22 protein-coding genes are annotated in these 24,411 nt (G+C 39.5%); 6 read left to right on the forward strand and 16 right to left on the reverse strand.

Translation table 11 applies throughout. From position 1 onward, the window contains the following. Positions 1-21: 21 nt before the first annotated feature. Together ychF and araJ are read right to left on the reverse strand one after the other, a co-directional pair. Positions 22-1,125 carry a redox-regulated ATPase YchF gene (gene ychF / locus DXB63_RS01300; protein ID WP_122124555.1) on the reverse strand — a complete coding sequence of 368 codons (1,104 nt, stop codon included), beginning with the start codon at positions 1,123-1,125 and terminating at the stop codon, positions 22-24. 72 nt (positions 1,126-1,197) lie between these two features. Beyond that, positions 1,198-2,352, reverse strand: coding sequence for an MFS transporter AraJ (araJ, locus tag DXB63_RS01305; RefSeq protein ID WP_122124556.1), 1,155 nt, complete (start codon positions 2,350-2,352; stop codon positions 1,198-1,200). Positions 2,353-2,526: 174 nt separating this feature from the next. On the opposite strand from araJ, the gene DXB63_RS01310 reads away from it, so the two are divergent. The 3 genes from DXB63_RS01310 to DXB63_RS01320 are packed head-to-tail and all read left to right on the forward strand — an operon-like array spanning position 2,527 to position 4,822. Continuing rightward, positions 2,527-3,732, forward strand: coding sequence for a hypothetical protein (locus DXB63_RS01310; RefSeq protein WP_122124557.1), 1,206 nt, complete (start codon positions 2,527-2,529; stop codon positions 3,730-3,732). Continuing rightward, positions 3,707-4,288 (forward strand): RNA polymerase sigma factor, encoded by a 582-nt coding sequence (locus DXB63_RS01315; RefSeq protein WP_122124558.1) that lies wholly within the window; start codon positions 3,707-3,709, stop codon positions 4,286-4,288. The genes DXB63_RS01310 and DXB63_RS01315 overlap by 26 nt, the downstream gene beginning before the upstream one ends. 6 nt (positions 4,289-4,294) lie before the next feature. Then, positions 4,295-4,822 (forward strand): hypothetical protein, encoded by a 528-nt coding sequence (locus DXB63_RS01320; RefSeq protein WP_122124559.1) that lies wholly within the window; start codon positions 4,295-4,297, stop codon positions 4,820-4,822. Between the two features lie 397 nt (positions 4,823-5,219). Here the strand turns inward: DXB63_RS01320 and DXB63_RS01325 are convergent, their stop codons facing one another. Both DXB63_RS01325 and polA read right to left on the reverse strand, forming a co-directional pair. Continuing rightward, a complete protein-coding gene (locus DXB63_RS01325; RefSeq protein WP_122348117.1) occupies positions 5,220-5,843 on the reverse strand; it encodes a class I SAM-dependent methyltransferase in 624 nt (207 codons plus the stop codon). A 4-nt stretch (positions 5,844-5,847) separates the two neighbouring features. Next, the gene (gene polA, locus DXB63_RS01330; protein WP_122124561.1) at positions 5,848-8,616 is read right to left on the reverse strand and encodes a DNA polymerase I; all 2,769 of its coding nucleotides are present in this window, start codon (positions 8,614-8,616) and stop codon (positions 5,848-5,850) included. A gap of 95 nt (positions 8,617-8,711) precedes the next feature. On the opposite strand from polA, the gene DXB63_RS01335 reads away from it, so the two are divergent. After that, positions 8,712-9,686, forward strand: coding sequence for a polyprenyl synthetase family protein (locus DXB63_RS01335; protein ID WP_122124562.1), 975 nt, complete (start codon positions 8,712-8,714; stop codon positions 9,684-9,686). Positions 9,687-9,732: 46 nt separating this feature from the next. Here the strand turns inward: DXB63_RS01335 and DXB63_RS01340 are convergent, their stop codons facing one another. From DXB63_RS01340 to mnmA, 9 genes are all read right to left on the reverse strand, one after another. Next, a complete protein-coding gene (locus tag DXB63_RS01340) occupies positions 9,733-10,416 on the reverse strand; it encodes a DUF1266 domain-containing protein (RefSeq protein WP_122124563.1) in 684 nt (227 codons plus the stop codon). A 375-nt stretch (positions 10,417-10,791) separates the two neighbouring features. Then, positions 10,792-10,923 carry a hypothetical protein gene (locus tag DXB63_RS18330; RefSeq protein WP_255419981.1) on the reverse strand — a complete coding sequence of 44 codons (132 nt, stop codon included), beginning with the start codon at positions 10,921-10,923 and terminating at the stop codon, positions 10,792-10,794. A 308-nt stretch (positions 10,924-11,231) separates the two neighbouring features. Continuing rightward, a complete protein-coding gene (gene deoC / locus DXB63_RS01350) occupies positions 11,232-12,143 on the reverse strand; it encodes a deoxyribose-phosphate aldolase (RefSeq protein WP_122124565.1) in 912 nt (303 codons plus the stop codon). Beyond that, complete coding sequence (locus DXB63_RS01355) at positions 12,130-12,468, reverse strand: nucleotide pyrophosphohydrolase (RefSeq protein ID WP_122124566.1); 339 nt, start codon at positions 12,466-12,468, stop codon at positions 12,130-12,132. The genes deoC and DXB63_RS01355 overlap by 14 nt, the downstream gene beginning before the upstream one ends. Next, complete coding sequence (gene dtd, locus DXB63_RS01360) at positions 12,468-12,920, reverse strand: D-aminoacyl-tRNA deacylase (RefSeq protein WP_122124567.1); 453 nt, start codon at positions 12,918-12,920, stop codon at positions 12,468-12,470. Before dtd ends, DXB63_RS01355 begins: the two co-directional genes overlap by 1 nt. Before the next feature lie 86 nt (positions 12,921-13,006). Then, the gene (uvrC, locus tag DXB63_RS01365; RefSeq protein ID WP_122124568.1) at positions 13,007-14,827 is read right to left on the reverse strand and encodes an excinuclease ABC subunit UvrC; all 1,821 of its coding nucleotides are present in this window, start codon (positions 14,825-14,827) and stop codon (positions 13,007-13,009) included. A 140-nt stretch (positions 14,828-14,967) separates the two neighbouring features. Next, positions 14,968-15,492: an adenine phosphoribosyltransferase gene (locus DXB63_RS01370; RefSeq protein ID WP_122124569.1), complete on the reverse strand. Its 525-nt coding sequence runs from the start codon at positions 15,490-15,492 to the stop codon at positions 14,968-14,970. A 57-nt stretch (positions 15,493-15,549) separates the two neighbouring features. Beyond that, a complete protein-coding gene (mnmG, locus tag DXB63_RS01375; protein ID WP_122124570.1) occupies positions 15,550-17,424 on the reverse strand; it encodes a tRNA uridine-5-carboxymethylaminomethyl(34) synthesis enzyme MnmG in 1,875 nt (624 codons plus the stop codon). Positions 17,425-17,739: 315 nt separating this feature from the next. After that, positions 17,740-18,822 (reverse strand): tRNA 2-thiouridine(34) synthase MnmA, encoded by a 1,083-nt coding sequence (gene mnmA, locus DXB63_RS01380; protein ID WP_255419983.1) that lies wholly within the window; start codon positions 18,820-18,822, stop codon positions 17,740-17,742. Positions 18,823-19,036: 214 nt separating this feature from the next. Here mnmA and cysS point away from each other — a divergent pair, with 214 nt between their 5' ends. Both cysS and DXB63_RS01390 read left to right on the forward strand, forming a co-directional pair. Then, positions 19,037-20,512: a cysteine--tRNA ligase gene (cysS, locus tag DXB63_RS01385; RefSeq protein ID WP_122124572.1), complete on the forward strand. Its 1,476-nt coding sequence runs from the start codon at positions 19,037-19,039 to the stop codon at positions 20,510-20,512. A gap of 57 nt (positions 20,513-20,569) precedes the next feature. Beyond that, a complete protein-coding gene (locus tag DXB63_RS01390; RefSeq protein ID WP_122124573.1) occupies positions 20,570-20,974 on the forward strand; it encodes a hotdog fold thioesterase in 405 nt (134 codons plus the stop codon). Here DXB63_RS01390 and DXB63_RS01395 read toward each other — a convergent pair. The 3 genes from DXB63_RS01395 to DXB63_RS01405 all read right to left on the reverse strand — a co-directional run bounded on the left by DXB63_RS01395 (position 20,964) and on the right by DXB63_RS01405 (position 24,408). After that, entirely contained in the window at positions 20,964-21,827 is an 864-nt protein-coding gene (locus tag DXB63_RS01395; RefSeq protein ID WP_122124574.1) for a DUF3108 domain-containing protein, read from the reverse strand. The two genes, DXB63_RS01390 and DXB63_RS01395, sit on opposite strands and share 11 nt — an antisense overlap. Beyond that, positions 21,784-23,661 carry an Ig-like domain-containing protein gene (locus DXB63_RS01400; RefSeq protein ID WP_178300952.1) on the reverse strand — a complete coding sequence of 626 codons (1,878 nt, stop codon included), beginning with the start codon at positions 23,659-23,661 and terminating at the stop codon, positions 21,784-21,786. The genes DXB63_RS01395 and DXB63_RS01400 overlap by 44 nt, the downstream gene beginning before the upstream one ends. 93 nt (positions 23,662-23,754) lie before the next feature. Beyond that, entirely contained in the window at positions 23,755-24,408 is a 654-nt protein-coding gene (locus tag DXB63_RS01405) for a carbohydrate-binding family 9-like protein (protein ID WP_369869569.1), read from the reverse strand. Positions 24,409-24,411: the final 3 nt, after the last annotated feature.

A 24,411-nucleotide genomic window follows, 5' to 3' on the forward strand; every position in this document is an offset into this window, starting at 1 on the left:
TTCTTTTATTTGAGTTTTTGTCTATACATTGAATCGGAAGTGCATGATATCTCCGTCTTGTACTACGTATTCCTTACCTTCGACGCCCATTTTCCCTGCTTCGCGTACCGCAGCTTCGGAACCGTATTTGATAAAGTCTTCGTATTTGATAACCTCTGCACGGATAAAACCTTTCTCGAAGTCTGTATGGATTACTCCTGCGCATTGCGGGGCTTTCCAGCCTTTATGGTAAGTCCATGCTTTTACTTCCATTTCACCGGCGGTGAGGAATGTTTCCAGATTAAGAAGATGATAAGCGGACTTGATAAGTCTCGCTACTCCGGATTCCTCTAATCCAACCTCCTGAAGGAACATCTGGCGGTCTTCATAAGTCTCCAGTTCTGCAATATCCGCTTCCGTTTTAGCTGCTACAACAAGCAGCTCGGCATTTTCCTCTTTAATGGCTTCACGTACAGCTTCAACGTATTTATTTCCGCTTACTGCGCTGCTTTCATCTACATTGCATACATAAAGCACAGGCTTGGAAGTCAGCAAGAAAAGTTCCTTGGCAATTTTCTGCTCGTCTTTGGTTTCGAATTGCACGGTACGGGCGGATTTACCTTGTTCTAAGGCTTCTTTATACTTAACCAGAATATCATAAGTTTGCTTTGCGGTCTTGTCGCCACCGGTTTGAGCCTGTTTCTGTACCTTTTGAATACGGCTTTCAATGGTTTCCAAGTCTTTTAACTGGAGTTCGTAGTCAATGATTTCTTTGTCGCGCACCGGATTGACGCTACCGTCCACATGAGTTACGTTGTCATCGTCAAAGCAACGTAATACGTGAATAATGGCATCCGTTTCCCGAATATTGGCAAGAAACTTATTTCCAAGTCCTTCACCTTTGCTTGCTCCCTTTACAAGTCCGGCGATGTCTACTATTTCCACTGTTGTCGGTACAATACGTCCGGGATGTACAAGCTCTGCAAGTTTATTAAGGCGTTCGTCCGGCACGGTAATAACACCGACATTCGGTTCGATAGTACAAAACGGAAAGTTGGCGGCTTGCGCCTTTGCATTGGATAAGCAGTTGAAAAGAGTCGATTTCCCTACGTTCGGGAGTCCGACAATACCACATTGTAAACTCATTATATCAGTTGTTTTATATATTATCGTTTATTCCAGTTTGCAAAGATAGGCTCTTTTCTCAATATATCCGAATTATTCTATTGCTTTCCGTTCGTATTTCTTGAAGAATATAATCATTAAGACAAAGCCGACAAATGTGAGCGGAGCACCAATCAATGCCGGATACCGGTATCCCAAACCTGCTTCCAACGGTAATCCTCCGATGAAAGCGCCGATAGCATTGCCTAAGTTGAAAGCAACCTGAATGCAAGCTGCACCGAGCAATTCGCCACCTTTTGCGAAGTGGATGATGGATATTTGCAAGGGACTGGAAACGGCAAATAGTCCGGTAGTACAAAGACACATTAACAATGCTGTGAGCCAGTCTATACGGGCTGCAAAGAAGATGGAAAGCAACGCAAAGCAGATAATGATTTGTGTTGTAGCCGCTACACGTCCGGGTGTGTATCTATCCGACAGGCGTCCTCCTATTAAATTACCTACTACCATACCGAATCCTGCCAATACCATTAATAAGGTAATACTTTCGGCAGAGAAACCGGATACTTTTGTCAGCAATGGATTGATGTAGCTGTACCAACAGAATACCCCGCCGTTGCCAAACATGGTGGCACCGAGTATAAGCCACGGAGCGGTGGTTTTCATAAAACGGAACTGCCCTTTGAACCCGGTATCAGGCAGACCTTCTACTTGAGGCACCCATTTCCATATATAATACAGCACGATAATGCACCATATACCTACAAGCAGAAAAGTCAACCGCCATGAAAGCATCGTGCTGAGGGATGTTCCGAGAGGCACACCGAACAGATTTGCCACTGTCATACCGGCTATCATGATGGAAACAGCTTCCGAACCTTTTCCTTTATCTGCCAGCTTTTCGGCAACGATGGAGGCTACTCCGAAATACGCTCCATGGGGTAATCCGGATATGAAACGTGCTCCTATCATTGTCCAAAAGTTGGGAGAGAAGGCGGCACAGGTATTTCCAATCATCATCAGGGCAACCAGTCCCAGTAATATATTCTTCAGCGGAAGTTTACGCGCAAGGGTGAGCATGGGGGCTCCGGCGCATACGCCCAACGCATAGGCAGAAATCAAATGTCCTGCCGTAGGGATACTGACATGTAAATCTTTGGCTACATAGGGGAGTATAGCCATCATGACAAATTCGGCTATTCCCAAGCCGAGTGTTCCGAATGCCAATGCAATAAGACTCTTTTTCATTTCTATAAAACAAAATTGCGTGCAAAAGTATCAAATACATGGATTATGAGGCTTGAGCTATATCAAGAAATAAGTATCTTGCAAAATAATCCGATTTTCTTTGAACGTTTGCCTGATAGGAGTGTATGCTTTATCAGAACGTTCTTTATATTCATAGTTTAAAATCGTATAAAAATGAGAACATTGACCGTTACAATATTTACTTTGTGCTGGCTTTTGGCACAGTTGGGCCTTGCTCAGCAAGCAGAGAAAGTCGTTTCTCCCGTAAAAGAAAGGCACGATTCCGACTGGTATGAGAAACAGGCGGATGCATGGAATAAAGAGATTAAGAAGAATCGTAAGAATGAAGAAGCATGGGAAAACTATTACCGGGCTACCCGCTATAGTTTGGAGATGTCCGGTTCGGACAAAAGCAGTACGGAGATTAATACGAAGCTGGGTGATATTATAGCGCAAATGGAAAGAGCAATTCCGAATACGTTTACTTTCAATCTGATGAAATACGTATATCACGCCGGAGATTTGGCATATGGCGGATATATGGCGAAGGCGATTTCCATGCGTCCTGATGATGTTTCCCGTTATCCCGATTATGTGGCGTACCTGATGATTTCCAGAAATGACTCATTGCTTTCCAAGACGTGCAGGAAGTGGTATGAGAGCGGTGAATACTCCCCGTCATTGATGAACTACAGCTATAATGAACTGTCCGGAATGGAGGATAAAGGGATTATTTTTACGAATGGCGACGCTTCGGTCTTTTCTAAACTTTTATTACAGCATGGAAAAGGACTGTTTAAAGATAAAAAGATTATTTGTCTGAGCTTTTTGCTTTGTGATACCTATGTTGAAGGTTTGGAAAAGGAGTTGGGTATTCCTTTGTTCAGCATAAAAAAAGAAGAATTGAATAAGGATTATAAAGATTGGCATGAGGCTTATCGGGCGGTACTCAATCATTTTATCAAGCATACGGAACGTCCTGTCTACTTCTCAACAACTTTTCGGTCAGCCGATTATGATTTTCTCAAAGACAGCCTTTATGCCGAAGGGCTTGTATTTAGATATTCCAAAGAATTATATGATAATATGGCAGTGACAAAGCGTAATTTCGAAGAGGTTTATCTGATGGATTATGTAAGAGAAACATTTATTCCGGATAGTTATGGCGCTTCCGTCAGTTCTTTTGCTTTGAATTATGTGCCGTGTTTCCATTCACTGCTGGCGTTTTATAAACAGAGTGGAGACCGGAATAATTACACCAAATTATATAATATCCTGCATGGTATTATAGAAAAGACCGATTTTGAAAGCGATAGCGTTAGGCAAAGTTATTTGGATTGCATAGATTTGAAGGATGAAACATACACAAATGGAGATTGATTCGGCGTCTGACGAGGAACTTATGCGGTTGGTGACAAGGGACGATATACGGGCTTTTGAGGAGTTATATACCCGTTATGCTCGTCGCTTGCAAGGGTTCTTCTTCAGGATGCTGGGTTATGATACGGCAAAAGCAGAGGATTTTACTCAGGAACTGTTTCTTAAAGTCTATGAACAGCGACTTCATTTTGAGCACAGTCGTACCTTTTCATCATGGGTGTTTGCGATGGCATACAATCTTTGCAAGAATGAATATCGTCATAAGGAGGTGGTAGAAGCTCATGAAGCCGAATTGAATGCTTCTCCGGCTCCGTCTGTTGAACCTGAATATGAGCTTTATCATGACCGTTTGGTGTTTGATATGAAATTGAAAGAGAATCTTCGAAAACTTACATCGGAACAGATTGTGGTGTTTGCATTACGTTATGAAGAAGAGCTTTCTATTCCCGAAATTGCGCGGATACTATCTTGTCCGGAAGGTACGGTGAAGTCGAGACTTCATTATGTTTTGAAGTTCCTTTCTCAGGCAATGGCAGTTTATAACTTGAAAAATTAGAGAATTATGGAAGATAATGAATTAGAAAAACTGGAAGAATTTCCAAATGTGAAGCGGATATTGGAACGTTCCAAGGTCTTAATGGAGCAAGAAAACCGCGAGATGAGGCCGAAACCTTTTGTAGAGCTGAAATCTGAAATAGACAGGCGTAATGTTGCACCATTGTCTCGTTTTACTTTTTCTTTATGGAAATTGGCTGCAGCTTGTGTGGTTGGCGTTTTTATTGGCTGGTTCATTCCCGAAGGACGGTCGGATAAAGATTCATTGATAGCAAAAGTGGATACGGTCATTGTTACGGAGCGTTGTGTGGATACGGTATATAAAGAAGTCCCGGTAGTGCATGAGGTGATCGTGACGAAGCGTTGTAATCATACCATTCCGGCATCCGGACATTCTACACCGGATACAATGGTTACTGCAGTAGATAGTTCTGTTTTATTGAATAATAGTAAGTTCGATTTGCCGGATAGCGGGGGACGGGGACGGAGTGTATCTAAAGAAAATTTCCCTTTCCATCTGTTGGTTTCCATGTAATGGACAGACGAATAGGGAATTTCCAATTTTTATTGTTAGGTTATGTAGAGAGAGAAAAATGTACTTCTATTTTAGATTGTAACTATCATTATGATGCTAAAATAATCTGGTTATTGTGTACCTTGTTTTGTTTTGCGGTGCAAAGGTAGGGATTATATTTTATTATAGTGTTATTATGATAGCTATTTAAATATTTTTTAGATTTAAGGGACTTGATGTGCTTATAATTTGCCTGAGTAATTAAAGAAAACAATTATTTTACTTGGAAAAGTTAGGCCTTATGAAAGGAAAAGACAGCCGAATCTTCTATACTGTAACCTGTTGTGCCGTGTTATATGGTAAAGTTGATGGACTTTAATTTACGGGGAAGTAAAGGCCTGCTGTCAGGAAAAGCGGATTACTTTTTTCGGATTGTCAGGCAATAGGACTTGTATTTTTCAACGCAGATGTTTCTTTCTAATACCAATCCGTTCTTTTGAAGTAGAACTTCAATCTCTTCTATTTCATACTTCTTGAAGTTATATTTGGCAATGGGCAGTCTATCCAGATATTTTTTGTAGTGACCTACGATAAGGAACAATGCGTCCGGCTTCATCACCCGTCTGATTTCCTGCAATCCTTTGTCTATGTCCGACCAGAAATAGTGTGTATTAACGGTATAAATCCTTTCAAAACTTTCGTCTTCAAAAGGTAAAGAAACAACATCGGCAATGGTCAGATGCATATTCCCGTTTGAGATGGCCTCGTGACTCTTTTGGAGTGCCGTTCTTAGCATATCTTCTGAAATGTCGATGCCATATAGTTGGGTAGATGGATAGTTCCTGTTCAGGTATCTGATGAGGTATCCGTTGCCGAAGCCAATATCCAGTATTTTATTTCCGGGTTCAATGAGCAGTAATCTTTCCACTGCATGATATTGCCTCATATTGAGGCAATTCATGATAAAAGTGGATATCTGTCCGCCGAATCCATGCGGATTACCGAACTGGACAGCGATGTATTTCATTATTCTGCCCGGCATGGAATTAATGTGCTTCAAGCCAGTTTGTGCCCCAACCGCAATCGGCTTTTAAAGGAACATGCATTTTATAAGCATTCTCCATTTCTTCGATAACGATGCGGCCTACCATCTCTTTTTCTTCCGGATAGACACTGAAGTTCAATTCATCATGTACTTGCAGAATCATCTTCGACTTTATATTCTCCCGTTTGAAGCGTTCGTAAATTCGTATCATTGCCACTTTGATTATATCTGCGGCACTTCCTTGAATCGGTGCATTAATCGCGTTGCGTTCGGCATATCCCCGCACAATGGCGTTTCGTGAATTGATGTCGGGAAGGAAGCGTTTGCGGTGGAAGATGGTTTCCACATAGCCGTTTTCACGGGCCACCTCTATGCTTTTATCCATGTATCTTTTTACGTCCGGATAAGTTTCAAAATAACCGTCTATCAGCTCTTTGGCTTCTTTGCGGTCTACACCCATACGTTCTGCCAGACCGAACACCGAAATGCCGTAGATGATACCGAAATTAGCGGTTTTTGCCTTACTGCGTTGCTCTCGGGTCACATCATTGATATCTATTTTATAAACTTTGGCAGCAGTTGCCGCATGGATATCATAACCGGAAAGGAAAGCATCGATCATATTCTTGTCTTCACTCAAGTGCGCCATGATGCGAAGTTCTATCTGTGAGTAATCGGCAGAAAAGAACAAACAACCATCTTCCGGTATGAAAGCCTTACGGATTTCCTTGCCGTTCTCATCCCGGATAGGAATATTTTGAAGGTTCGGATTGCTGGAGCTCAAACGCCCGGTGGCGGTAATCGTTTGATTGAACGAGGTATGAATTTTACCTGTCTTAGGATTAATCAATAAGGGTAGGGCATCTATGTAGGTACTCAGCAGCTTTTTTAATCCTCTGTAATCCAATATCTTTTCTATAACCGGATGCTTTCCCCTCAGGCTTTCCAAGACTTCTTCTGAAGTGGAATACTGACCGGATTTGGTTTTCTTGGCTTTTTCGATGATTTTGAGCTTCTCAAACAGAATTTCGCCTACTTGCTTGGGAGAACTGATGTTGAACTCTACTCCGGCAAGTGCATAGATTTCCTGTTCTATTTCGTTCATCTTCTTGGTGAAGTGTTCGGAAGATTGCTGTAAAGCTCCGGTATCGAGGCGTACGCCATTACGTTCCATGTAGGCGAGAACCGGTACGAGCGGCATTTCTATGTTGTAGAATAAATCTTCTGCACCGTTCTTTCGTAGTTCATCCTCCAGTATGTTTTTTAGTTTCAATGTGACATCCGCATCTTCACAAGCATATTTGTAGACTTGTTCGGGTGCAAGGTCTCGCATATTGCCTTGATTCTTTCCTTTGCTTCCGATAAGTTCTTCTATTTTGATCGTATCATATTTTAAATAGATTTCGGCAAGGTAATCCATTCCATGCCTGAGTTCCGGTTGGAGAACATAGTGGGCTACCATTGTGTCGAATAGTTTTCCTTTTAGCTCGACACCGTAATTTTGTAACATCAACAAATCGTACTTAATATTTTGACCGACCTTTATCGATTTCTCATTTTCGAATACCGGACGAAATGCGTTAACGATTTTTATAGCTTCTTCACGATTTGCCGGAACGGGTACATAGTATGCCTGATTTTCCGCATAGCTAAAGCTCATTCCTACTAATTCTGCGGTAATTGGGTCTGTACCTGTTGTCTCCGTATCTAGACTGAGAATTTCTTTTGTAAGTAACTTTTGTAGTAATTCGCTCCTTTTTTCTTCTGTATCAATGAGTTGATAGTCGTAGTTTAACGTTTCTAAACGTGCGAGATTCGAATATTTTTCTTCAACTGTGCCCTCGTCCGTAAATAAATCAAAGAGATTGCCTTGAGTGGGAGCATTAACGGGTTGTTTTTTCTCTGTTTTGAGTACGCGTTCAATTAAAGTACGAAATTCCATCTCTTCGAAAATTTTTCGGAGTGCTTCTTCATCCGCTTGCTCTCTTACCAGTTCTTCCATTTTCAATTCAATGGGAACATCTATTTTAATGGTTGCAAGAAATTTGGAGAAAGTAATCATCTCTTTATTATTTTCTACTTTAGTACGAAGTGCACCTTTTAAATCTTCAACATGTTCCAGTAAGTTTTCAATGCTGCCGTATTCGGCGATTAATTTTTGTGCGGTTTTTTCTCCCACACCCGGACACCCCGGAATATTGTCGGAAGCATCTCCCATGAGTCCGAGCATATCGATGACTTGAGAGGGTGACTGAATGTCGAACTTAGCTTTCACTTGTTCGACTCCCATTACTTCAAATTCTTTATCTCCGTATTTAGGTCGGTAGATGAAAACATTGTCGGACACCAACTGACCGTAGTCCTTGTCCGGTGTCATCATGTAGGTTTGTATACCTCGTTTTCCGGCTTCGGTGGCAAGCGTGCCGATAACGTCGTCGGCTTCGTAGCCCGGAACTTCGAGAATAGGAATGCGGTAAGCATTGATGATTTCTTTTATAATAGGTACGGAGAGCCGGATTGCTTCCGGAGTTTCTTCCCGTTGCGCTTTATATTGTTCGAAGGCAACATGCCGGAAAGTAGGGCCGGCAGGGTCGAAAGCCACTCCTATATGTGATGGATTCTCCTTTTTCAGCACATCTTCAAGCGTATTTACAAAGCCGAGGATGGCAGAAGTGTTGAATCCTTTTGAGTTGATTCTGGGATTTTTGATGAAAGCATAGTATGCTCTGTATATGAGTGCATAAGCATCCAGTAAGAAAAGTTTCTCCATTATTACTATATTCTTTAGTTTTTTCAACGGTAAAAGTACAAAAAAATGCCGTATTAAACGTTTTATTATTACTTTTGTGCCTAAATTGTATTTATATGGATAAACTGTCTGCGATAGCGTCTCCTGTTGCCGAAGAATTGGAACAATTCAAAGCTCTTTTCGAGCGTTCTTTAGTTAGTTCTGATCCTTTGCTTAATCAGGTATTAACTCATATCAAACAAAGAGGAGGGAAGATGATGCGCCCGATTCTTGTGTTGCTGATTGCCAAACTTTTCGGGAAAGCGAAGAATGCTACTTATCATTCGGCTGTTGCTCTGGAATTGTTGCATACGGCAAGTCTGGTACACGATGATGTGGTTGATGAAAGCGATAAGCGCCGCGGACAAGCCTCTGTTAATGCTATTTATAATAATAAGATATCGGTGTTGGTAGGTGATTATTTGCTTGCTACTTGTTTGATGCATGCCAGTCGTACTTCAAATGAGGAGATTGTAGAGGTTATCGCCTGTTTGGGCCAGGATCTTTCTGAAGGTGAGATTCTGCAATTATCGAATGTAAGCAATGCTACACTCGATGAAAACGTATATTTTGATGTGATCCGTAAGAAAACAGCTGCTCTTTTCGCTGCTTGCACCAAAGCTGCCGCATTATCGGTGGATGCTTCTCCGGAGGAGGTGGAAATGGCCCGTTTGTTCGGTGAATACGTAGGTATTTGCTTTCAGATTAAGGATGATATCTTTGATTATTATGACAGTCTTGAGATTGGGAAACCTACGGGTAATGATATGCGTGAAGGGAAGTTGACGCTTCCTGCCATTTATGCTTTAAACTCTACTCAGGATGCAGATGCGTTTCGTTTGGCAATAAAGGTAAAATCCGGTGAGGTGACAGGCGATGAAATCGCACGTTTAATTGAATATACCAAGCAAAATGGCGGTATAGATTATGCAAAAAGCACTATGATGGCGTACAAAGACCGTGCAAAAGATTTGATTGCCGATATTAAGAATATCGCTGTGAGAGATGCGCTGTTTTGCTATTTGGACTATGTAGTCAATCGGGTGAAATAAACGTTCTTCCTTAATAAACTTCCTTTTGTTTTATGGAGTATCGTTCTTAGAAAGAATCGTTATTCCAAATTCCGTTGTCTTGTGTCAGGGCAATCTGTATGAGGACTAATGTCTTGGCAAAGGACAGGTCGTTTCCTTTTCGCATGGCCTCTCCAAGAACAAAACTTTTGCCTATTTCGTTCCAGTTTCTAAATGTTCTCCGGCAGTGCTTATAGGCGGTATCGATATATTGCAAGGCTTCTTTTTCTTCTATGTATTTTGCATCGAAAGAGATTCTTGCTATGGTTACCAGCAGTGCCATATCCCATGCCAGTGTTCCGCGTTCATAATCTGATTTTTCGGGTGAGAATATGCCGGTATCTTTTAAACAGGGCAGGCAGTCTGACAGATTATCGGAATACCGGATAAAACGGTCTATCGCCATGTATCGCTCTTCCAGTATTTTTTTTCTGTTTTCTTTATCCTCTGCAAGTAAAAAGTAGGGTAAGATTATTTGATAGGTGGCTCTTTCTCCTTCTTGCTCTATGTAATGCAGCAGTTCTTTTGCCAAATCCCTTTCTTTTATGTTCCATTTCTTCAGTAAGTATTCCCGTGCTTCTTCCGTGTCCCATCCTGTGGATAGTTGTTCTGTGTCGAATCCTAATTCTATGGCAAGAGGATAACTGATGGATAATGCAATCTTTCTTCTTTCCGCATTTGTGCTTTGAGAATTTTCCCGCTTTTTGCTCATACTTGCTTGTCATTTATAGATTAATAAAAAGAGCGTGAGGACTGCTACTTCATATCCTCTGCGGGGCTTCGGCAAGCCTTTATGTAGGTATAAGCAACAGTCTCACGCTCAATGCCTATATATAACAAGTATATATATGTAAGTGCGTGAGACTCGTTTGCTTATTATCTTCACATAAATTGAATTTTTGCCGAATTCCGCAGAAAAGATAATAAAAGAAACGTTCTCTAATATAACGATTTAGCATCTGTCTCTTGATGATAAATCGCTGCAAAGATAGATAAAAGATTCAAATCTTTACCTACATTTTATTTATTCTTTCTTAAAGCATTTTATATAGAAGTGTATATCCGATTGTTGTGGCTTTCTCTTTGTCTATGAGGGCGGATTGGTTATGATGGAATGGTTGCTTTTCAGCATACGGTCGATTGTTGGCAAACGATAGGAGTTCGTAGACAAAGGACCGTACGTTTGCTTACGATCGACCGTATGTTTGTCTACAATCATCTCGATGTTTTTTTTAATCAACCTGATGATTTTAAAAAACATCGGGGTGTTTTTAAAAAACATCAAGCTCATTTGAAATCGCCTAAGGGAGCGTTGTCTATCACTCAAGGGAGTGTTGACTGACGCTTAAGGGAGCGATAGCTTACAGCTACGGGAGCGTTAGGCATCACTCCCTTAGGCGTTTTTGATTGGTTTATTCTGCTGATTCAGTTATTAACGAATTTAGTTTAAACTGCCTTCACCTTATCACGCTTTCACCCTTTATGGTTGATTATCAGTTGAATAAAGTGAAGGCACTTTTTGAAAGTCTAAAAGAACTTGGTTTCTTCGCCTAATATGTCGGATAATAGAAGGTTGGCCAAACGGCTTGTGCCTAGACGGAACAGTTCGTTGTTCAGCCATTCCTGACCTAATACTTCCTTTACGATGGTATAGTAAACCAATGCGTCGTGAACGGTATTGAGTCCTCCTGCCGGTTTAAAACCGATTTTTCTCCCTGTCAGCTGATGATATTCTTTGATAGCTTCGCACATTACGTAGGCGGCTTCGGGTGTGGCGGCAGGCTGTTGTTTTCCTGTCGATGTTTTAATGAAATCGGCGCCTGCATACATGGATAGGATAGAAGCCTTTTTGATGTTTGAGGCACTTCCTAAAGCTCCTGTTTCAAGGATTACTTTCATGTGTCTGTCCTTGCATACTTCTTTTAGTTCTTCTATTTCATCGCACATGGTTTCATAGTCTCCGCTAAGGAATTTACCTACGGAAATCACTATATCTATCTCATTCGCCCCTTCGCTGATGGCTAATGCCGTTTCTGCTACCTTTACTTCAATAAACGTTTGTGAAGAAGGAAATCCTGCGGATACGGCGGCTATTTTTACGTCGTCGGCTTCCAGTGTGTCGCTTACAATTCCTGCCATATTGGGATAGACACAGATGGCTGCTACATTGTCCAAATCCGGATATTTATCAACGAACAGGTTTACTTTTTCAGTGAATTGCATCACGTGTTCCTCTGTATCCGTTGTGTTCAAGGTAGTGAGGTCTATACAGTGGAAGAGGAGTTTTTTTACTTCTTCCGTATTGTTTTCAGGCACTTTTTTCTCGATGAGTTCGGCTACTTTGGCTTTTACTTCATCGTCATTCAAGTTTGTATTATATTTGCTTAAAGCAACTTCATACTTACTTTTTTCTTCATGTACATGCTCATGCTTTTCCATTTTCTGTAAGTTTAGGATTGTTTATATGTCTTTCTTTATCTCTCTTTGTTTTCTTTTCGAGGTTTCGTTGGAACGCTTCGGTCAGATCCACTCCGGTTTGGTTGGCAAGGCAAAGAAGCACCCATAGCACGTCGGTCATCTCATCTGCAAGGTTACATTCTTCTCCTTTCTTGAAAGATTGGTCGCCATATTTCCGGGCGATTACACGTGCCAGTTCACCGACTTCTTCTGTCAGCACGGCCATATTTGTAAGTTCGCTGAAATAGCGTACCCCATAGGTCTTAATCCATTTATCTACTTCCTCTTGTGCTTCTTTCAGTGTCATTATTCTTTGTTTTTAGTGTCCATTATAATAGTAACAGGACCGTCATTTAAAAGTTCGACTTTCATGTCGGCACCGAATTCTCCTGTTTTCACTTCTTTGCCGAGTGCTATGCTTAATTCACTGCAAAAGGTGTTATAAAGAGGGACGGAGATTTCCGGTTTGGCAGCCCGTATATAAGAAGGGCGGTTTCCTTTCTTTGTGGATGCGTGCAGAGTAAACTGGCTGATTACCAGTATGTCACCTCCTGCGTCTAAGATGGATTTATTCATGACTCCGTTTTCATCGTCAAAAACACGTAGATTTACTATCTTCTTGCATAGCCAATCTATATCTTCTTGATTATCAGCATATTCAATGCCTACTAGAATCATAAATCCTTGTTGGATTGCCGATTTGCATATTCCGTTGATGGTGACCGATGCCTTGCTTACCCGTTGTATAACTACTCTCATGATTCAATTCGATTTATTATTCCTGTTGCTTCTGATTATCAGCAGAACTTGATAGGAATTAATACTACAAAGTTAAAAATAAACTGTCAATCTTTCAGGTTTTCTTGTATAATTTTGGCTTTTGCTTCACCTACAACGCGGGAGAGTGCTTCAAGTGATGCTTCTTTAATGCGTTTTACGCTTTTGAACTCTTTCAGAAGCATTGTTTTTGTCTTTTCCCCGATGCCTTTTACGTCATCTAAAGCAGATTTTGTTTGGCGTTTGCTTCGTTTGTCTTTATGGAAAGTTATGGCAAAGCGGTGTACTTCGTCCTGTATCTGTGTCAATAAACGGAATAGGGGGCTTGTCTGTCTCAATCCGATTGTTTGAGGAGGAAAACCGAAAAGAAGCTCTGACGTGCGATGCCGGTTGTCTTTTGCCAATCCGGCAATAGGAATATTAAGGTGCAATTCGTCTTCTACAACTTGTCTTACTACCTCCATTTGCCCTTTTCCACCGTCTGTTATAATGAGGTCGGGTAGGGTGGAACCCTCTTCGATAGCGCGTTTATAACGCCTTCTCACCACTTCCTGCATGGAAGCATAATCATCCGGTCCGACAACTGTTTTGATGTTGTATTTCCGGTAGTCCTTTTTAGATGGTTTAGCCTTTTTAAAGACCACACAAGCAGCAACCGCATCGCTTCCCTGTATGTTTGAATTGTCAAAACATTCGATTTGTACGGGTAATTTTGCCAAATGCAATTCTTCTTGAATCTCTTTCATCAAGCGTACGCTTCGTTGTTCCGGATTGAGCTTTTCCTGTTGTTTCAGGCGGTCTACCTTATATTGTTTTACATTAAGCAAAGACAGGTCCAGCAGTGTCTTTTTCTCGCCTCTTTGAGGGATGGTGAATGTTACGTCTTTTAACTCCATATCTACCTCAAAGGGAACGATTATTTCACGTGAAAGGCTCTTGTAGCGTTCTCTCATCTCAATGATGCCGAGTGCGAGAAGCTCTTCTTTTGTCTCTTCCAACCGTTTTTTATACTCGAAAGTGAATGCTTGATTCACGCAACCGTTTGTGATGTGCAGATAGTTAATATAGGCAGAACTACCTTCTACTGCAATTGAAAATACATCGATGTTGTGAAGAATAGAGCTTACAACTTCGGATTTAGCACGATAGTTCTCAATTAAATCGTACTTCTCTTTCACTTTTTGTGCTTCCTCAAACTTTAAATCAACGGCCAAATCCTGCATCCTTTGAAGCAGAGTCTTACTTATATCCTGTGTGTTGCCCTTTAGTATCTCTTTGATTTCGGTAATGTTCTTCATGTATTCTTCATGTGATTGAAGACCTATACATGGGCCGGAACAGTTTTTGATGTGATATTCGAGACATACGTTGAACTTTCCTGCACGGATATTCTCCGGAGTTAGTGCCAAATGGCAGGTCCGCAAAGGGTAGAGGTGCTTTATTAAGTCCAATAATGCATTCAACGAAGGTATGTGGCTGTATGGACCATAATAATTAGAACCGTTTCGAATGATTTTCCTTGTCTTGAATATCCTCGGAAAGTATTCGTTGCTGATGCAAATAGAAGGATATGTCTTGTCGTCCTTTAGCAGTACATTGTATCTTGGCTTGTATTTCTTTATTAAATTGTTTTCAAGCAGGAGAGCATCTTCTTCTGTCTTTACCACAATATAGCGTATATCTGCTATTTTGCTTACCAATACCCGCGTTTTACCGGGCTCATGTTCTCTGTTGAAGTATGAAGAAACTCTACGCTTTAGATTTTTGGCTTTTCCTACATAAATAATGCTTCCTTCTGCATTAAGATATTGGTAAATTCCCGGACCGGAAGGAAGGTTGTTTACTATTCCTTTCAGGTAATCGTTTGTATTTAGTTCCTCATTTCCCATGTAGAAAACAGTTTTATTCTTTTATTTGGAGCGCAGTGAAAGGAATATGGGCTTTCGTCTGCGCTCCGGATAACAATGTGAATAATATGAAGATTGTTCTTATCTTCTATTATTAAATGCTTTCTCTTTGCTGTTTTTAATTATAAAGATAGTACGGCGTCTATTTTTGCATCTTTACTGAATATATCCCGTCCGTTTAAATCCTTCAGCTCTATTAGAAAGTTTATATAAATATCTTTTGGATTAAATTTCTTCACTAGTTTATAAGCAGCTTCCATGGTGCCTCCTGTTGCCAAAAGATCGTCATGTACCAAGATAACATCATTTTCATTTAATGCGTCTTTGTGAATCTGAATGGTGTCTTTCCCATATTCTTTATCGTAGCTTTCTTCTAAGGTTTCACAAGGCAACTTTCCCGGTTTGCGGATTGGAACGAATCCGGCATTCAATCTGGTTGCTAGGATAGGGCCCATTATAAAACCGCGGGATTCTATTCCTACAACTTTTGTAATACCTTTATCTTTATACATATTGTACAAGATGTCTGATAGCTCCTGCAAATCTTTCGGATCTTTAAATAGGGTTGTTACATCCCGGAATAGGATTCCCGGGATGGGAAAGTCTTCCACATTTCTAATGTGCTTTATCAGCGTTTCTTTGCTCATAATTAATTATTTAAGTTGTTAATTTGAATCTTTTGTTTCACGTGGAACTAAGCATGTTTATCGTCCTAAAAGAACCAGAAGAACATTAATGTCGCTAGGGGATATCCCCGGTATACGACTTGCCTGTGCCAGTGTCTCAGGGTCTATTTTAATGAGTTTCTGTCTTGCTTCTGTTGAAAGAGAGTTTAAACTGTTATAGTCAAATTTTCCTTTTATACGGATCGCTTCTAAACGATGTATTTTATCTGCAATCATTCGTTCCCTATCAATGTATCCTTGATATTTGATTAATACCTCAGCGGCTTCAATAATCTCCTCTTTTCTTTCGGTTACTTTATCTAGCTCCTGCTTGAATGCAGTAACATGCTCTGAAATATTTTCGATAGTTATTTGAGGACGATTGATTATGTCTACTAGCTTGCAACCGTGACGTAAAGGAGTTGTTCCCAATACTTCTAATGAAGGATTGATTAATGACGCTTTTATCGAATAATTCTTTGTAAATTCTATAATTCGATTAACTGCTTCACGCTTTTTCTTCAGCAATTCGTAACGGTCTGTCTTTGCTAATCCTAATTGATAAGAGCGCTCTGTTAAACGCATATCTGCATCGTCTTGTCGTAGAAGTATACGGTATTCCGCGCGTGAAGTAAACATACGGTAAGGTTCGTCTACTCCTTTTGTTACTAAATCGTCGATTAAAACGCCTATATATGCTTCATCCCTTTCTAGAACAAAAGGCTCGCCGCCATGACAATTAATGTGTGCATTGATGCCTGCTATGATGCCTTGACCGCCTGCTTCTTCGTATCCGGTAGTACCATTTACTTGTCCGGCAAAGAATAAATTTTTAATTATCTTCGATTCCAACGAATGTTTTAATTGTGTTGGGTCAAAGTAATCATATTCGATAGCATATCCCGGACGGTAAATAACCAAATCCTTGAATGCGGGGATTTTCTTTAAAGCATTAATTTGAATATCCATTGGAAGTGAAGATGAGAAACCGTTCAAATAAAGTTCTTGTGTGGTTTCGCCTTCCGGTTCCAAGAATAATTGATGTTGTTCTTTATCGGGAAAGGTTACTATTTTAGTTTCAATACTCGGACAATAACGTGGGCCGATACTTTGAATTTGTCCGTTGAAAAGGGGAGAATCCGGCAAACCTTCACGCAGGATGCGGTGTACTTCTTCATTTGTGAAACAAGTCCAACATTGTAGCTGTTTGAGATGACGTTTTCCTGTATTCATAAATGAAAACTTATGGAAGTCGTTTTCTCCGTCTTGGGTATCCATATATTCATAGTGAACGCTTCTTCCGTCGATGCGGACAGGTGTTCCGGTTTTCATTCTACCGAAATTTATGCCGTGACGTGCGATGGATTCGGTCAAAAGATAAGATGCGGGTTCTGCCATACGTCCTCCTGCGAGTTTAGTACGCCCAACGTGCATTAGCCCGTTTAGGAATGTTCCGGCAGTCAGGATAACCGTTTTTGCATGAAAAGTCACATCAAGTAATGTGGTGAGACCTGTCACTTCTCCATTTTCTATTATAAGTTCTCGTACAGTATCTTGCCAAATATGCAGATTCGGAATGTTTTCCAGAATTTCTCGCCAAGTCCAAATAAACTTATTTCGATCGCATTGAGCTCGCGGACTCCACATTGCAGGACCTTTTGAACGATTTAGCATACGGAATTGTATTGCGGTACTGTCTGTGACTAATCCCATATATCCGCCTAACGCATCTATTTCGCGAACAATTTGCCCTTTGGCAATGCCTCCGACAGCGGGGTTACAGCTCATTTGCCCGATTTTGTTCATGTCCATTGTTATCAGACACGTTTTAGAACCGAGATTGGCTGCTGCCGCAGCGGCTTCACAGCCTGCATGACCTGCGCCGATAACTATAACGTCGTACTTAAAATCCATTGATTCTTTTTGTTTTAACAGCGCAAATTTACGAAAATACTACGGATTCTTTTTGTTAGACTCTTGTTAATTTAATAATCGTTAGAGAGAATAACTTGCTTAAATAAGAAGCATTATTATGTAATTGCTTGAATATTAGTGGATCAAGAGGGTATTGCTAACTCTTTTAATGGCTGATTATATCTATTGAAAGTTAAAATAGGAGATAAGTTCTACGTTCGAACAGTTGAAGTGAGAAGATAAGTTGGGTATTCTTTTATCATACGGTCGATTGACCGTATTTTCATAATCAATCTACTGTATACCGATATTCATTTAGTTCTCTGCTCCACAAATAATGCCCCCGCCTAACAATACATTATTTCGATAAAAAGCGGCAGCCTGCCCACAAGCAATGGCGGACAATGGTTCAAAAAGAAATACATGTAATAGGCCATCTTCTCTCAACGTAACCTTACAACGATTTTCTTGTTTCCTATACCGTATTTTAACTATTACATCTTCTTGCTCCAGGATACTTGATGGATTTATTAAGTTCCAATCTTTAAGTAGCATTTTCTTTTTATTTAATGATTCAAGGCTTCCCAATACCACCTGATTAGTTTCTGGTAATATGTCTTTTACAAAAACAGCTTTATTCAAATGAATCCCCAAGCCACGACGCTGCCCTATTGTATAGAAAGGATACCCTTCATGTTTGCCTAAAAAAGTACCGTTTTCATCGAGGAAATCACCCTTTTGGATAAATTCTTTCGGGAGTTCCCGTTTCAGAAAACTACGGTAATCCATCGGACAGAAGCATACGCCAATACTATCTTTCTTGGTAGCGGTCTTATAAAATCCTCTTTTTGTAGCGATACTGCGAACCTCTGATTTAGTCAAATCTCCCATTGGTAATAAAATACGAGACAGTATATTTTGTGGTAACCCCCATAAGAAGAAAGATTGGTCTTTCTCCTCATCCTTCCCGCAAGTAATATAATGATAAGGGCCTATCATTTGTTTGCGTACATAATGTCCTGTCGCGATGTTAGGGATTCCTCGTTCATCCGCCAGACGAGCTAGCAAAGGCCATTTTAATCGGTTATTACATAAAGTACAAGGTACAGGCGTGTTACCTGAGAGGTATTCTTTAATAAAATAATCTATGATTTCTTTCTTGAATATATCACGAGCATCAAAGGTTAGGTGTTCTATACCTAAACGGGAGGCCAGCTCTCTTGCATCATCCAAATATTCAGTAGAGTTGTTTAATTCGTAGAAGCGAAAAGTAACCCCTGTTACTTTATAACCGGCATCTTGCAATAGTATGGCCGCCACAGAACTATCCGTGCCACCACTCATACCTAATAAGACCTCCGGTTTATTCATTTTTTTATTTTTATCTGAGGCAAAGATAACAAACACTCATACAGAGGCCAAAAATAAGAGCCTATAATCTTTCGAAATTTGAATTCTATACAACCGACAGGAACAGGATGTGTTCTCCTATTATGAAGAGTATCGTAAATTGAATTCTCATAAAGCATATCTATAATAATTAAAAAAGGAATATAAAAGACTTCCCAATAATTTTTTTGTTGTAACTTTGTGGCTCAAAATTTCAAAAATCATGGAACATAAACTGACAATTTACAATACTTTAGATAGAAAGAAAGAACTGTTTATACCTTTACATGAGCCCCATGTAGGTATGTATGTGTGTGGTCCTACGGTTTATGGTGATGCGCATTTGGGACATGCGCGTCCGGCTATTACATTCGATTTATTGTTCCGTTACCTTACCCATTTAGGTTATAAGGTGCGTTATGTGCGTAATATCACAGATGTAGGGCATTTGGAACATGATGCAGATGAAGGTGAAGATAAAATTGCGAAAAAAGCACGTTTGGAGCAGTTAGAGCCAATGGAAGTAGTGCAATATTATCTAAATCGCTATCACAAAGCAATGGAAGCATTAAATGTTCTTCCACCAAGTATTGAGCCTCATGCATCCGGACATATTATCGAGCAGATAGAATTAGTAAAGGAGATTCTCGATAACGGATATGCTTATGTAAGTGAAGGGTCTGTATATTTCGATGTTGAAAAATATAATAAAGACCATCATTACGGAAAACTCTCTGGACGCAATCTGGATGATGTGCTTAATACAACACGCGAGTTGGACGGACAAAGTGAAAAGCATAACCCTGCTGATTTTGCATTATGGAAATGTGCACAGCCGGAACATATCATGCGTTGGCCTTCTCCATGGAGTAACGGCTTTCCCGGATGGCATTGTGAATGTACGGCTATGGGTAAAAAGTATCTTGGTGAGCATTTTGATATACACGGAGGAGGTATGGATTTGATCTTCCCGCATCATGAATGTGAGATTGCACAATCCGTGGCTTCACAGGGAGATGATATGGTGCATTATTGGATGCACAATAATATGATTACTATAAACGGAACTAAAATGGGAAAATCATTAGGCAACTTCATCACCTTGGATGAGTTCTTTAATGGTACGCATCCATTATTAACACAGGCTTATAGTCCTATGACAATCCGTTTCTTCATACTTCAGGCACATTATCGCAGCACAGTAGACTTTAGTAATGAAGCATTACAGGCATCAGAAAAAGGTTTGCAACGCTTAATGGAAGCTGTTGAGAATCTAAATAGAATAACTCCTTCTTCAAATTCGACAGTCAATATAAAAGACCTGCGTGAGAAGTGTTATGAAGCAATGAATGATGATTTAAATTCTCCTATTGTGATATCGTTATTGTTTGACGGAGCTAAAATCATAAATAATATTATTGCTGGAAATGCAACTATTAGTGAAGAAGATTTAGAGGACTTGAAATCAACATATTATCTATTTACGTATGATATTCTTGGGTTAAAAGAAGAGAAAAGTTCCTCGGATAGTAGAGAAACCGCATATGGTAAAGTTGTGGATATGCTACTTGAACAGCGAATGAAAGCAAAAGCCAATAAGGATTGGGCTACTTCCGATATGATCCGCAATGAATTGACAGCGCTTGGTTTTGAGATTAAGGATACCAAGGATGGTTTTTCGTGGAAACTGAATAAATAAATGGAATTGCTGTCATTTTCAATATTTTATTGGAAATGACAGCTTATTTTTAAGGATATGACAGCTAAAGATTTTTTTGAAAATGACCGCTTTGCCAAAGAAACGGGAGTTGTATTAAAAGAAGTAAGACCCGGTTACGGAAAAACGGAAATGACAGTTGACTTCCGCCATTTGAACGCAGGGAATACAACACAGGGAGGGGCTATTTTTACATTGGCAGATTTGGCATTGGCAGCGGCTGCGAATTCACATGATAAACTTTCATTGTCTTTAAATTCAAGTATTCATTTCTTCCGCATCAGCAAACCCGGAGATGTTTTAACTGCAGAGGCTAAAGAAAAGTATATCCATAAAAGAACGGGATATTATCAAGTTGAAGTTACAAATCAAAACGGAGAATTAATAGCTTGTTTCGATACTACTGTATATCGCAAAGACACAGATTTACCCTTTACTTTGTAACAATAGAAGATTGCGGGTGACGGATACCGTGCGCTGTTTTTAAAAATGCTTTTGCTGAACCGAAATTTAAAAACAGGTCCAAACGTATAGGAAGATGATTTTTATCATCGGTCACATAAAAAGTAATTACTTCTTTCTCCTTTTTCCCTTTCATCTCTACTAAAGAAAAGACAAGACAACGATAAGTTGTATCATTGTTTGCTTCAAAGTTTTCTTTGCCCCTATAAATCAATATTTGTTCTTCTACTTTTCTTCCTGTAGCCATTGGAAAATAAATACGATCTCCTTTTTTATAATTATCCGGATCAAAAGAACGTGCTTGGGCGAGAATACTCAACATATCGTAAACACAATGTTCACTCACATCTTCTGTTAATACTACACTTCCATCCCGATGTGTCCTTTTCTGATTAATAAAGCAATATCCGTCCCGATAGGAAAAACGAGCCTCATCCACCGTATAATGTTTTCCTTCTTCTGCTCCTTTGCGAAAATATAACGGTTCCAATCTTTCCGTATAAATACTATTCAAAGTATCGCGCATTCGAAAGAACTTATCTATGCGTTTACTGCTAATTGCCAATAGATGTGTGCTAAAAGATGGTTTGGACTGGAAATTCACTGCAGATGTTGTCATTCTTGCAGTACCTGCTTTCAGCCAAATGAATTTCCAATTAAAATATAAATCATAAGCTAGGACTTCTCCCGAATTAAATGCTTCATTTTTTGCTTGACATTGAGCATATAAATTGCCACTTGTACCTCCAAACAGATATATAACCAATAGAAAGTACAGAAGATGTTTATTTTTAACGGTTACGATCCCTGTCATGATTTGTTTTTTTTCTTTCATCTGGTTTCTGCTTTTTTATCTCATCCGGTTTTTGTTTATCTGGCGGTGTGAGATTAATATTCCAATCTTGTGTTACTTCAAAATAGGCCTTCAATTCTATCGGAGCAGGATAGTAATAAACCATTTCCGGTTGAAGTTTATCGGCATATAACCCTGTATCCCATACACCATTCTTATTTGAATCAATAAACAAACGGACATAATATTTACCCGGATTTAAATAATAAAAGTCTGCTTTACCGTCTTCTACAGGACTACTTTGTATTACTTTATCCTGTGCATCTAACAGTTCAACAACAGCAGCAAGCGTATCCAACCCTGTGATATTCCAGAATAAGGTGCCATATTCTGATAATGCCCGCACTTTCAATTTCTGTTCAATCTTATCTGTAAATAAACCATACATACCATGAAATGCGGTTGAATCTACGGTAAAATTAAACTCGGTTTCCGGTTCCCAATAAGCGCGAAGCTTATATTTTCTTAGATGAATGCTGTCTTTCTCAAAGGCAAAAGGTACATCCGTCCAAAGCGTATCTATTTTTTGCTTCAAATGTATAGCCGTACTGTCATACCAAATAATAGGTTCTTCAAATTCTAATTCTATATTTTTGTATACATCGAAAGAAGATGGTGCAGAAACATTAACTTTCAAAAAGACAGTAGGTTCCGGTTCGTCATCCTTCTTTTTCTTCTTTTTCTTTTCAGGAGTAAATACTTTTTTCGTCGCTACATAAATTGTATCGGTAGTAGGAACCAATTGTCCCAATGTATCCGTATAAAGATACCGGACTTCCATATCCAATGTGTCTTTTTTATAGATGAGAGAATCTTTTATCCAATAGCTGAGCGTATCGTTTTTCAGACTTTTTTCTATAAGAAACGCATTATCTGAATTAAAGTTCAATCCTTTTATAACAGGTAATGTATCTACGGGAGCTGAAAAATAGAACGTGAATTTTTGAGGTATTAGTCGTTCGTACTTTACCAGATATTGTGCAGTTGCATCTTCCTTAAAAGCCCGTAAAATAATATGGTCCGGCAGAAAATGTGTATATTCTCGTTGGATGATGGTGTCAATGGTTAATGTATCTTTCCATATTGTATCTTCGCGCATTCGAAACTCATAATGTGGAACAATAAGTGAATCGGTAAAAGCCAACATTTCACTTTTTTGATCAAACATGAAATTCTGATTCGCATCCTGTAAAGCATATATTCGATAAGAACCAGGTGCAATACCCCTCACTGTGAAATGTCCGCGGCTATCTGTACGGGCAACACGATCAAACGGTATTTTCACAAATGCAGAATCTTCAATATTATGGTGTAGACCGACAAGAATACCTTTAATCGGTTCTAAATTGGAAGCATCAAGCACCGTGCCCGAAACTTCCATTGTATCAATTACTGCTCCCGTAGAAAAAGTAAAAGTATAATCACCTAACGGGTTGCCTTCATTATTATCTACAATCGCATCTGAGAAATCTATTGTATAAGTCATATCCGGCTTCAAGCTATCCAGTAAATTCACCAGGACTTTTTTTCCACTTGCTTTTATATCCGGCATTTGTATTTGGGGAGGTGAGACCACAACTTTTTCTGAAGCGTTTTCCAGTTTTATAAACTCATCAAATTCTATGGAAATTTTCTTTTTAGAGTTGTTTAAAGCACTGGGGGCGGGAGAACTTTTCACAAATTTAGGAGGAAGTTCATCATAAGGTCCCCCATCCGGACGCCCAATATTAGCGCAGGAAAACACAACAAACAACAAAGCAAAAGCCAAAATGCTGAAAATCGTTTGTTTCATTCTATTAGGTTTGCTATATAACATACTGCAAAAATACGTCTTTCTATAGATATAGCAACAAATTCTTTCTCAAGTTTGTTTTCTTTACGTTTTTTTCTCTTATCGAATACTAAGATATTACTGGCAGAATACTAATTCCCCAAAAGATTCCGGACGATGAAAATCAGGTTTAGGAGCTTCAATTCTATTCCAAGAGATAAAGTGAGGAGTTTGAAGTTCATCCCCACATTTATAGAAATTTGCATTGATTGTTTTACTATCAAACGATTTAAGCTGATGTTTATAGAATACAGAATAAGGTATAATCAAAGATAATTCCCAAGTAGAGTCCTCTATACGTTCGTCAAAGGATTTATTTCCGAGACTAGCCCAACGCTGAATCTTGTCTAAAACATCTTGTGGGGCACGTTCGCGATTATGACGTTCTTTTCCTACTCCCACTAACACTGTACCGATGCAATTAGATTCGATATTATAATAAATTCCGTCATTAGCGGGAATAACAAAAAACTCAGCACAAGAATCTGTCCATACAGCATCATTATCTTTTTCATATTTTGCACGAACACTCTTTTCTTCTATCCGGTAATTTATCAAAATCGCCTCTTGTGTGTAAGCAATTCGAAACAATGCTTTCGGGCAATAAGGATAAGACTCCCAATTTATTTGATCAATAGCATGGAATTGAATCTTTTTCTCATCCATCAAAGCCGGAACCTTTTCAGCATTTATATCTTTCAACGATATTTTTTTTATGGTGATTGTTTTCATAAG

Origin of the sequence: Bacteroides sp. OM05-12, from assembly GCF_003438995.1 — a bacterium.
Lineage (GTDB): Bacteria > Bacteroidota > Bacteroidia > Bacteroidales > Bacteroidaceae > Bacteroides.

What these genes read in the sequence shown, in the direction of transcription:
- dtd (WP_122124567.1), bottom strand. Translation starts at nt 12,920, where the DNA reads ATGAGAGTAGTTATACAACGGGTAAGCAAGGCATCGGTCACCATCAAC.
- uvrC (WP_122124568.1), bottom strand. Translation starts at nt 14,827, where the DNA reads ATGGGAAATGAGGAACTAAATACAAACGATTACCTGAAAGGAATAGTA.
- DXB63_RS01390 (WP_122124573.1), top strand. Translation starts at nt 20,570, where the DNA reads ATGACAGCTAAAGATTTTTTTGAAAATGACCGCTTTGCCAAAGAAACG.
- DXB63_RS01325 (WP_122348117.1), bottom strand. Translation starts at nt 5,843, where the DNA reads ATGCCGGGCAGAATAATGAAATACATCGCTGTCCAGTTCGGTAATCCG.
- DXB63_RS01400 (WP_178300952.1), bottom strand. Translation starts at nt 23,661, where the DNA reads ATGTTATATAGCAAACCTAATAGAATGAAACAAACGATTTTCAGCATT.
- mnmG (WP_122124570.1), bottom strand. Translation starts at nt 17,424, where the DNA reads ATGGATTTTAAGTACGACGTTATAGTTATCGGCGCAGGTCATGCAGGC.
- deoC (WP_122124565.1), bottom strand. Translation starts at nt 12,143, where the DNA reads ATGGAAAAGCATGAGCATGTACATGAAGAAAAAAGTAAGTATGAAGTT.
- DXB63_RS01340 (WP_122124563.1), bottom strand. Translation starts at nt 10,416, where the DNA reads ATGAGCAAAAAGCGGGAAAATTCTCAAAGCACAAATGCGGAAAGAAGA.
- polA (WP_122124561.1), bottom strand. Translation starts at nt 8,616, where the DNA reads ATGGAGAAACTTTTCTTACTGGATGCTTATGCACTCATATACAGAGCA.
- araJ (WP_122124556.1), bottom strand. Translation starts at nt 2,352, where the DNA reads ATGAAAAAGAGTCTTATTGCATTGGCATTCGGAACACTCGGCTTGGGA.
- cysS (WP_122124572.1), top strand. Translation starts at nt 19,037, where the DNA reads ATGGAACATAAACTGACAATTTACAATACTTTAGATAGAAAGAAAGAA.
- DXB63_RS01355 (WP_122124566.1), bottom strand. Translation starts at nt 12,468, where the DNA reads ATGACACTGAAAGAAGCACAAGAGGAAGTAGATAAATGGATTAAGACC.
- DXB63_RS01315 (WP_122124558.1), top strand. Translation starts at nt 3,707, where the DNA reads ATGAAACATACACAAATGGAGATTGATTCGGCGTCTGACGAGGAACTT.
- DXB63_RS01320 (WP_122124559.1), top strand. Translation starts at nt 4,295, where the DNA reads ATGGAAGATAATGAATTAGAAAAACTGGAAGAATTTCCAAATGTGAAG.
- DXB63_RS18330 (WP_255419981.1), bottom strand. Translation starts at nt 10,923, where the DNA reads ATGATTGTAGACAAACATACGGTCGATCGTAAGCAAACGTACGGTCCT.
- DXB63_RS01370 (WP_122124569.1), bottom strand. Translation starts at nt 15,492, where the DNA reads ATGAGCAAAGAAACGCTGATAAAGCACATTAGAAATGTGGAAGACTTT.
- DXB63_RS01395 (WP_122124574.1), bottom strand. Translation starts at nt 21,827, where the DNA reads ATGAAAGAAAAAAAACAAATCATGACAGGGATCGTAACCGTTAAAAAT.
- ychF (WP_122124555.1), bottom strand. Translation starts at nt 1,125, where the DNA reads ATGAGTTTACAATGTGGTATTGTCGGACTCCCGAACGTAGGGAAATCG.
- DXB63_RS01405 (WP_369869569.1), bottom strand. Translation starts at nt 24,408, where the DNA reads ATGAAAACAATCACCATAAAAAAAATATCGTTGAAAGATATAAATGCT.
- DXB63_RS01335 (WP_122124562.1), top strand. Translation starts at nt 8,712, where the DNA reads ATGGATAAACTGTCTGCGATAGCGTCTCCTGTTGCCGAAGAATTGGAA.
- DXB63_RS01310 (WP_122124557.1), top strand. Translation starts at nt 2,527, where the DNA reads ATGAGAACATTGACCGTTACAATATTTACTTTGTGCTGGCTTTTGGCA.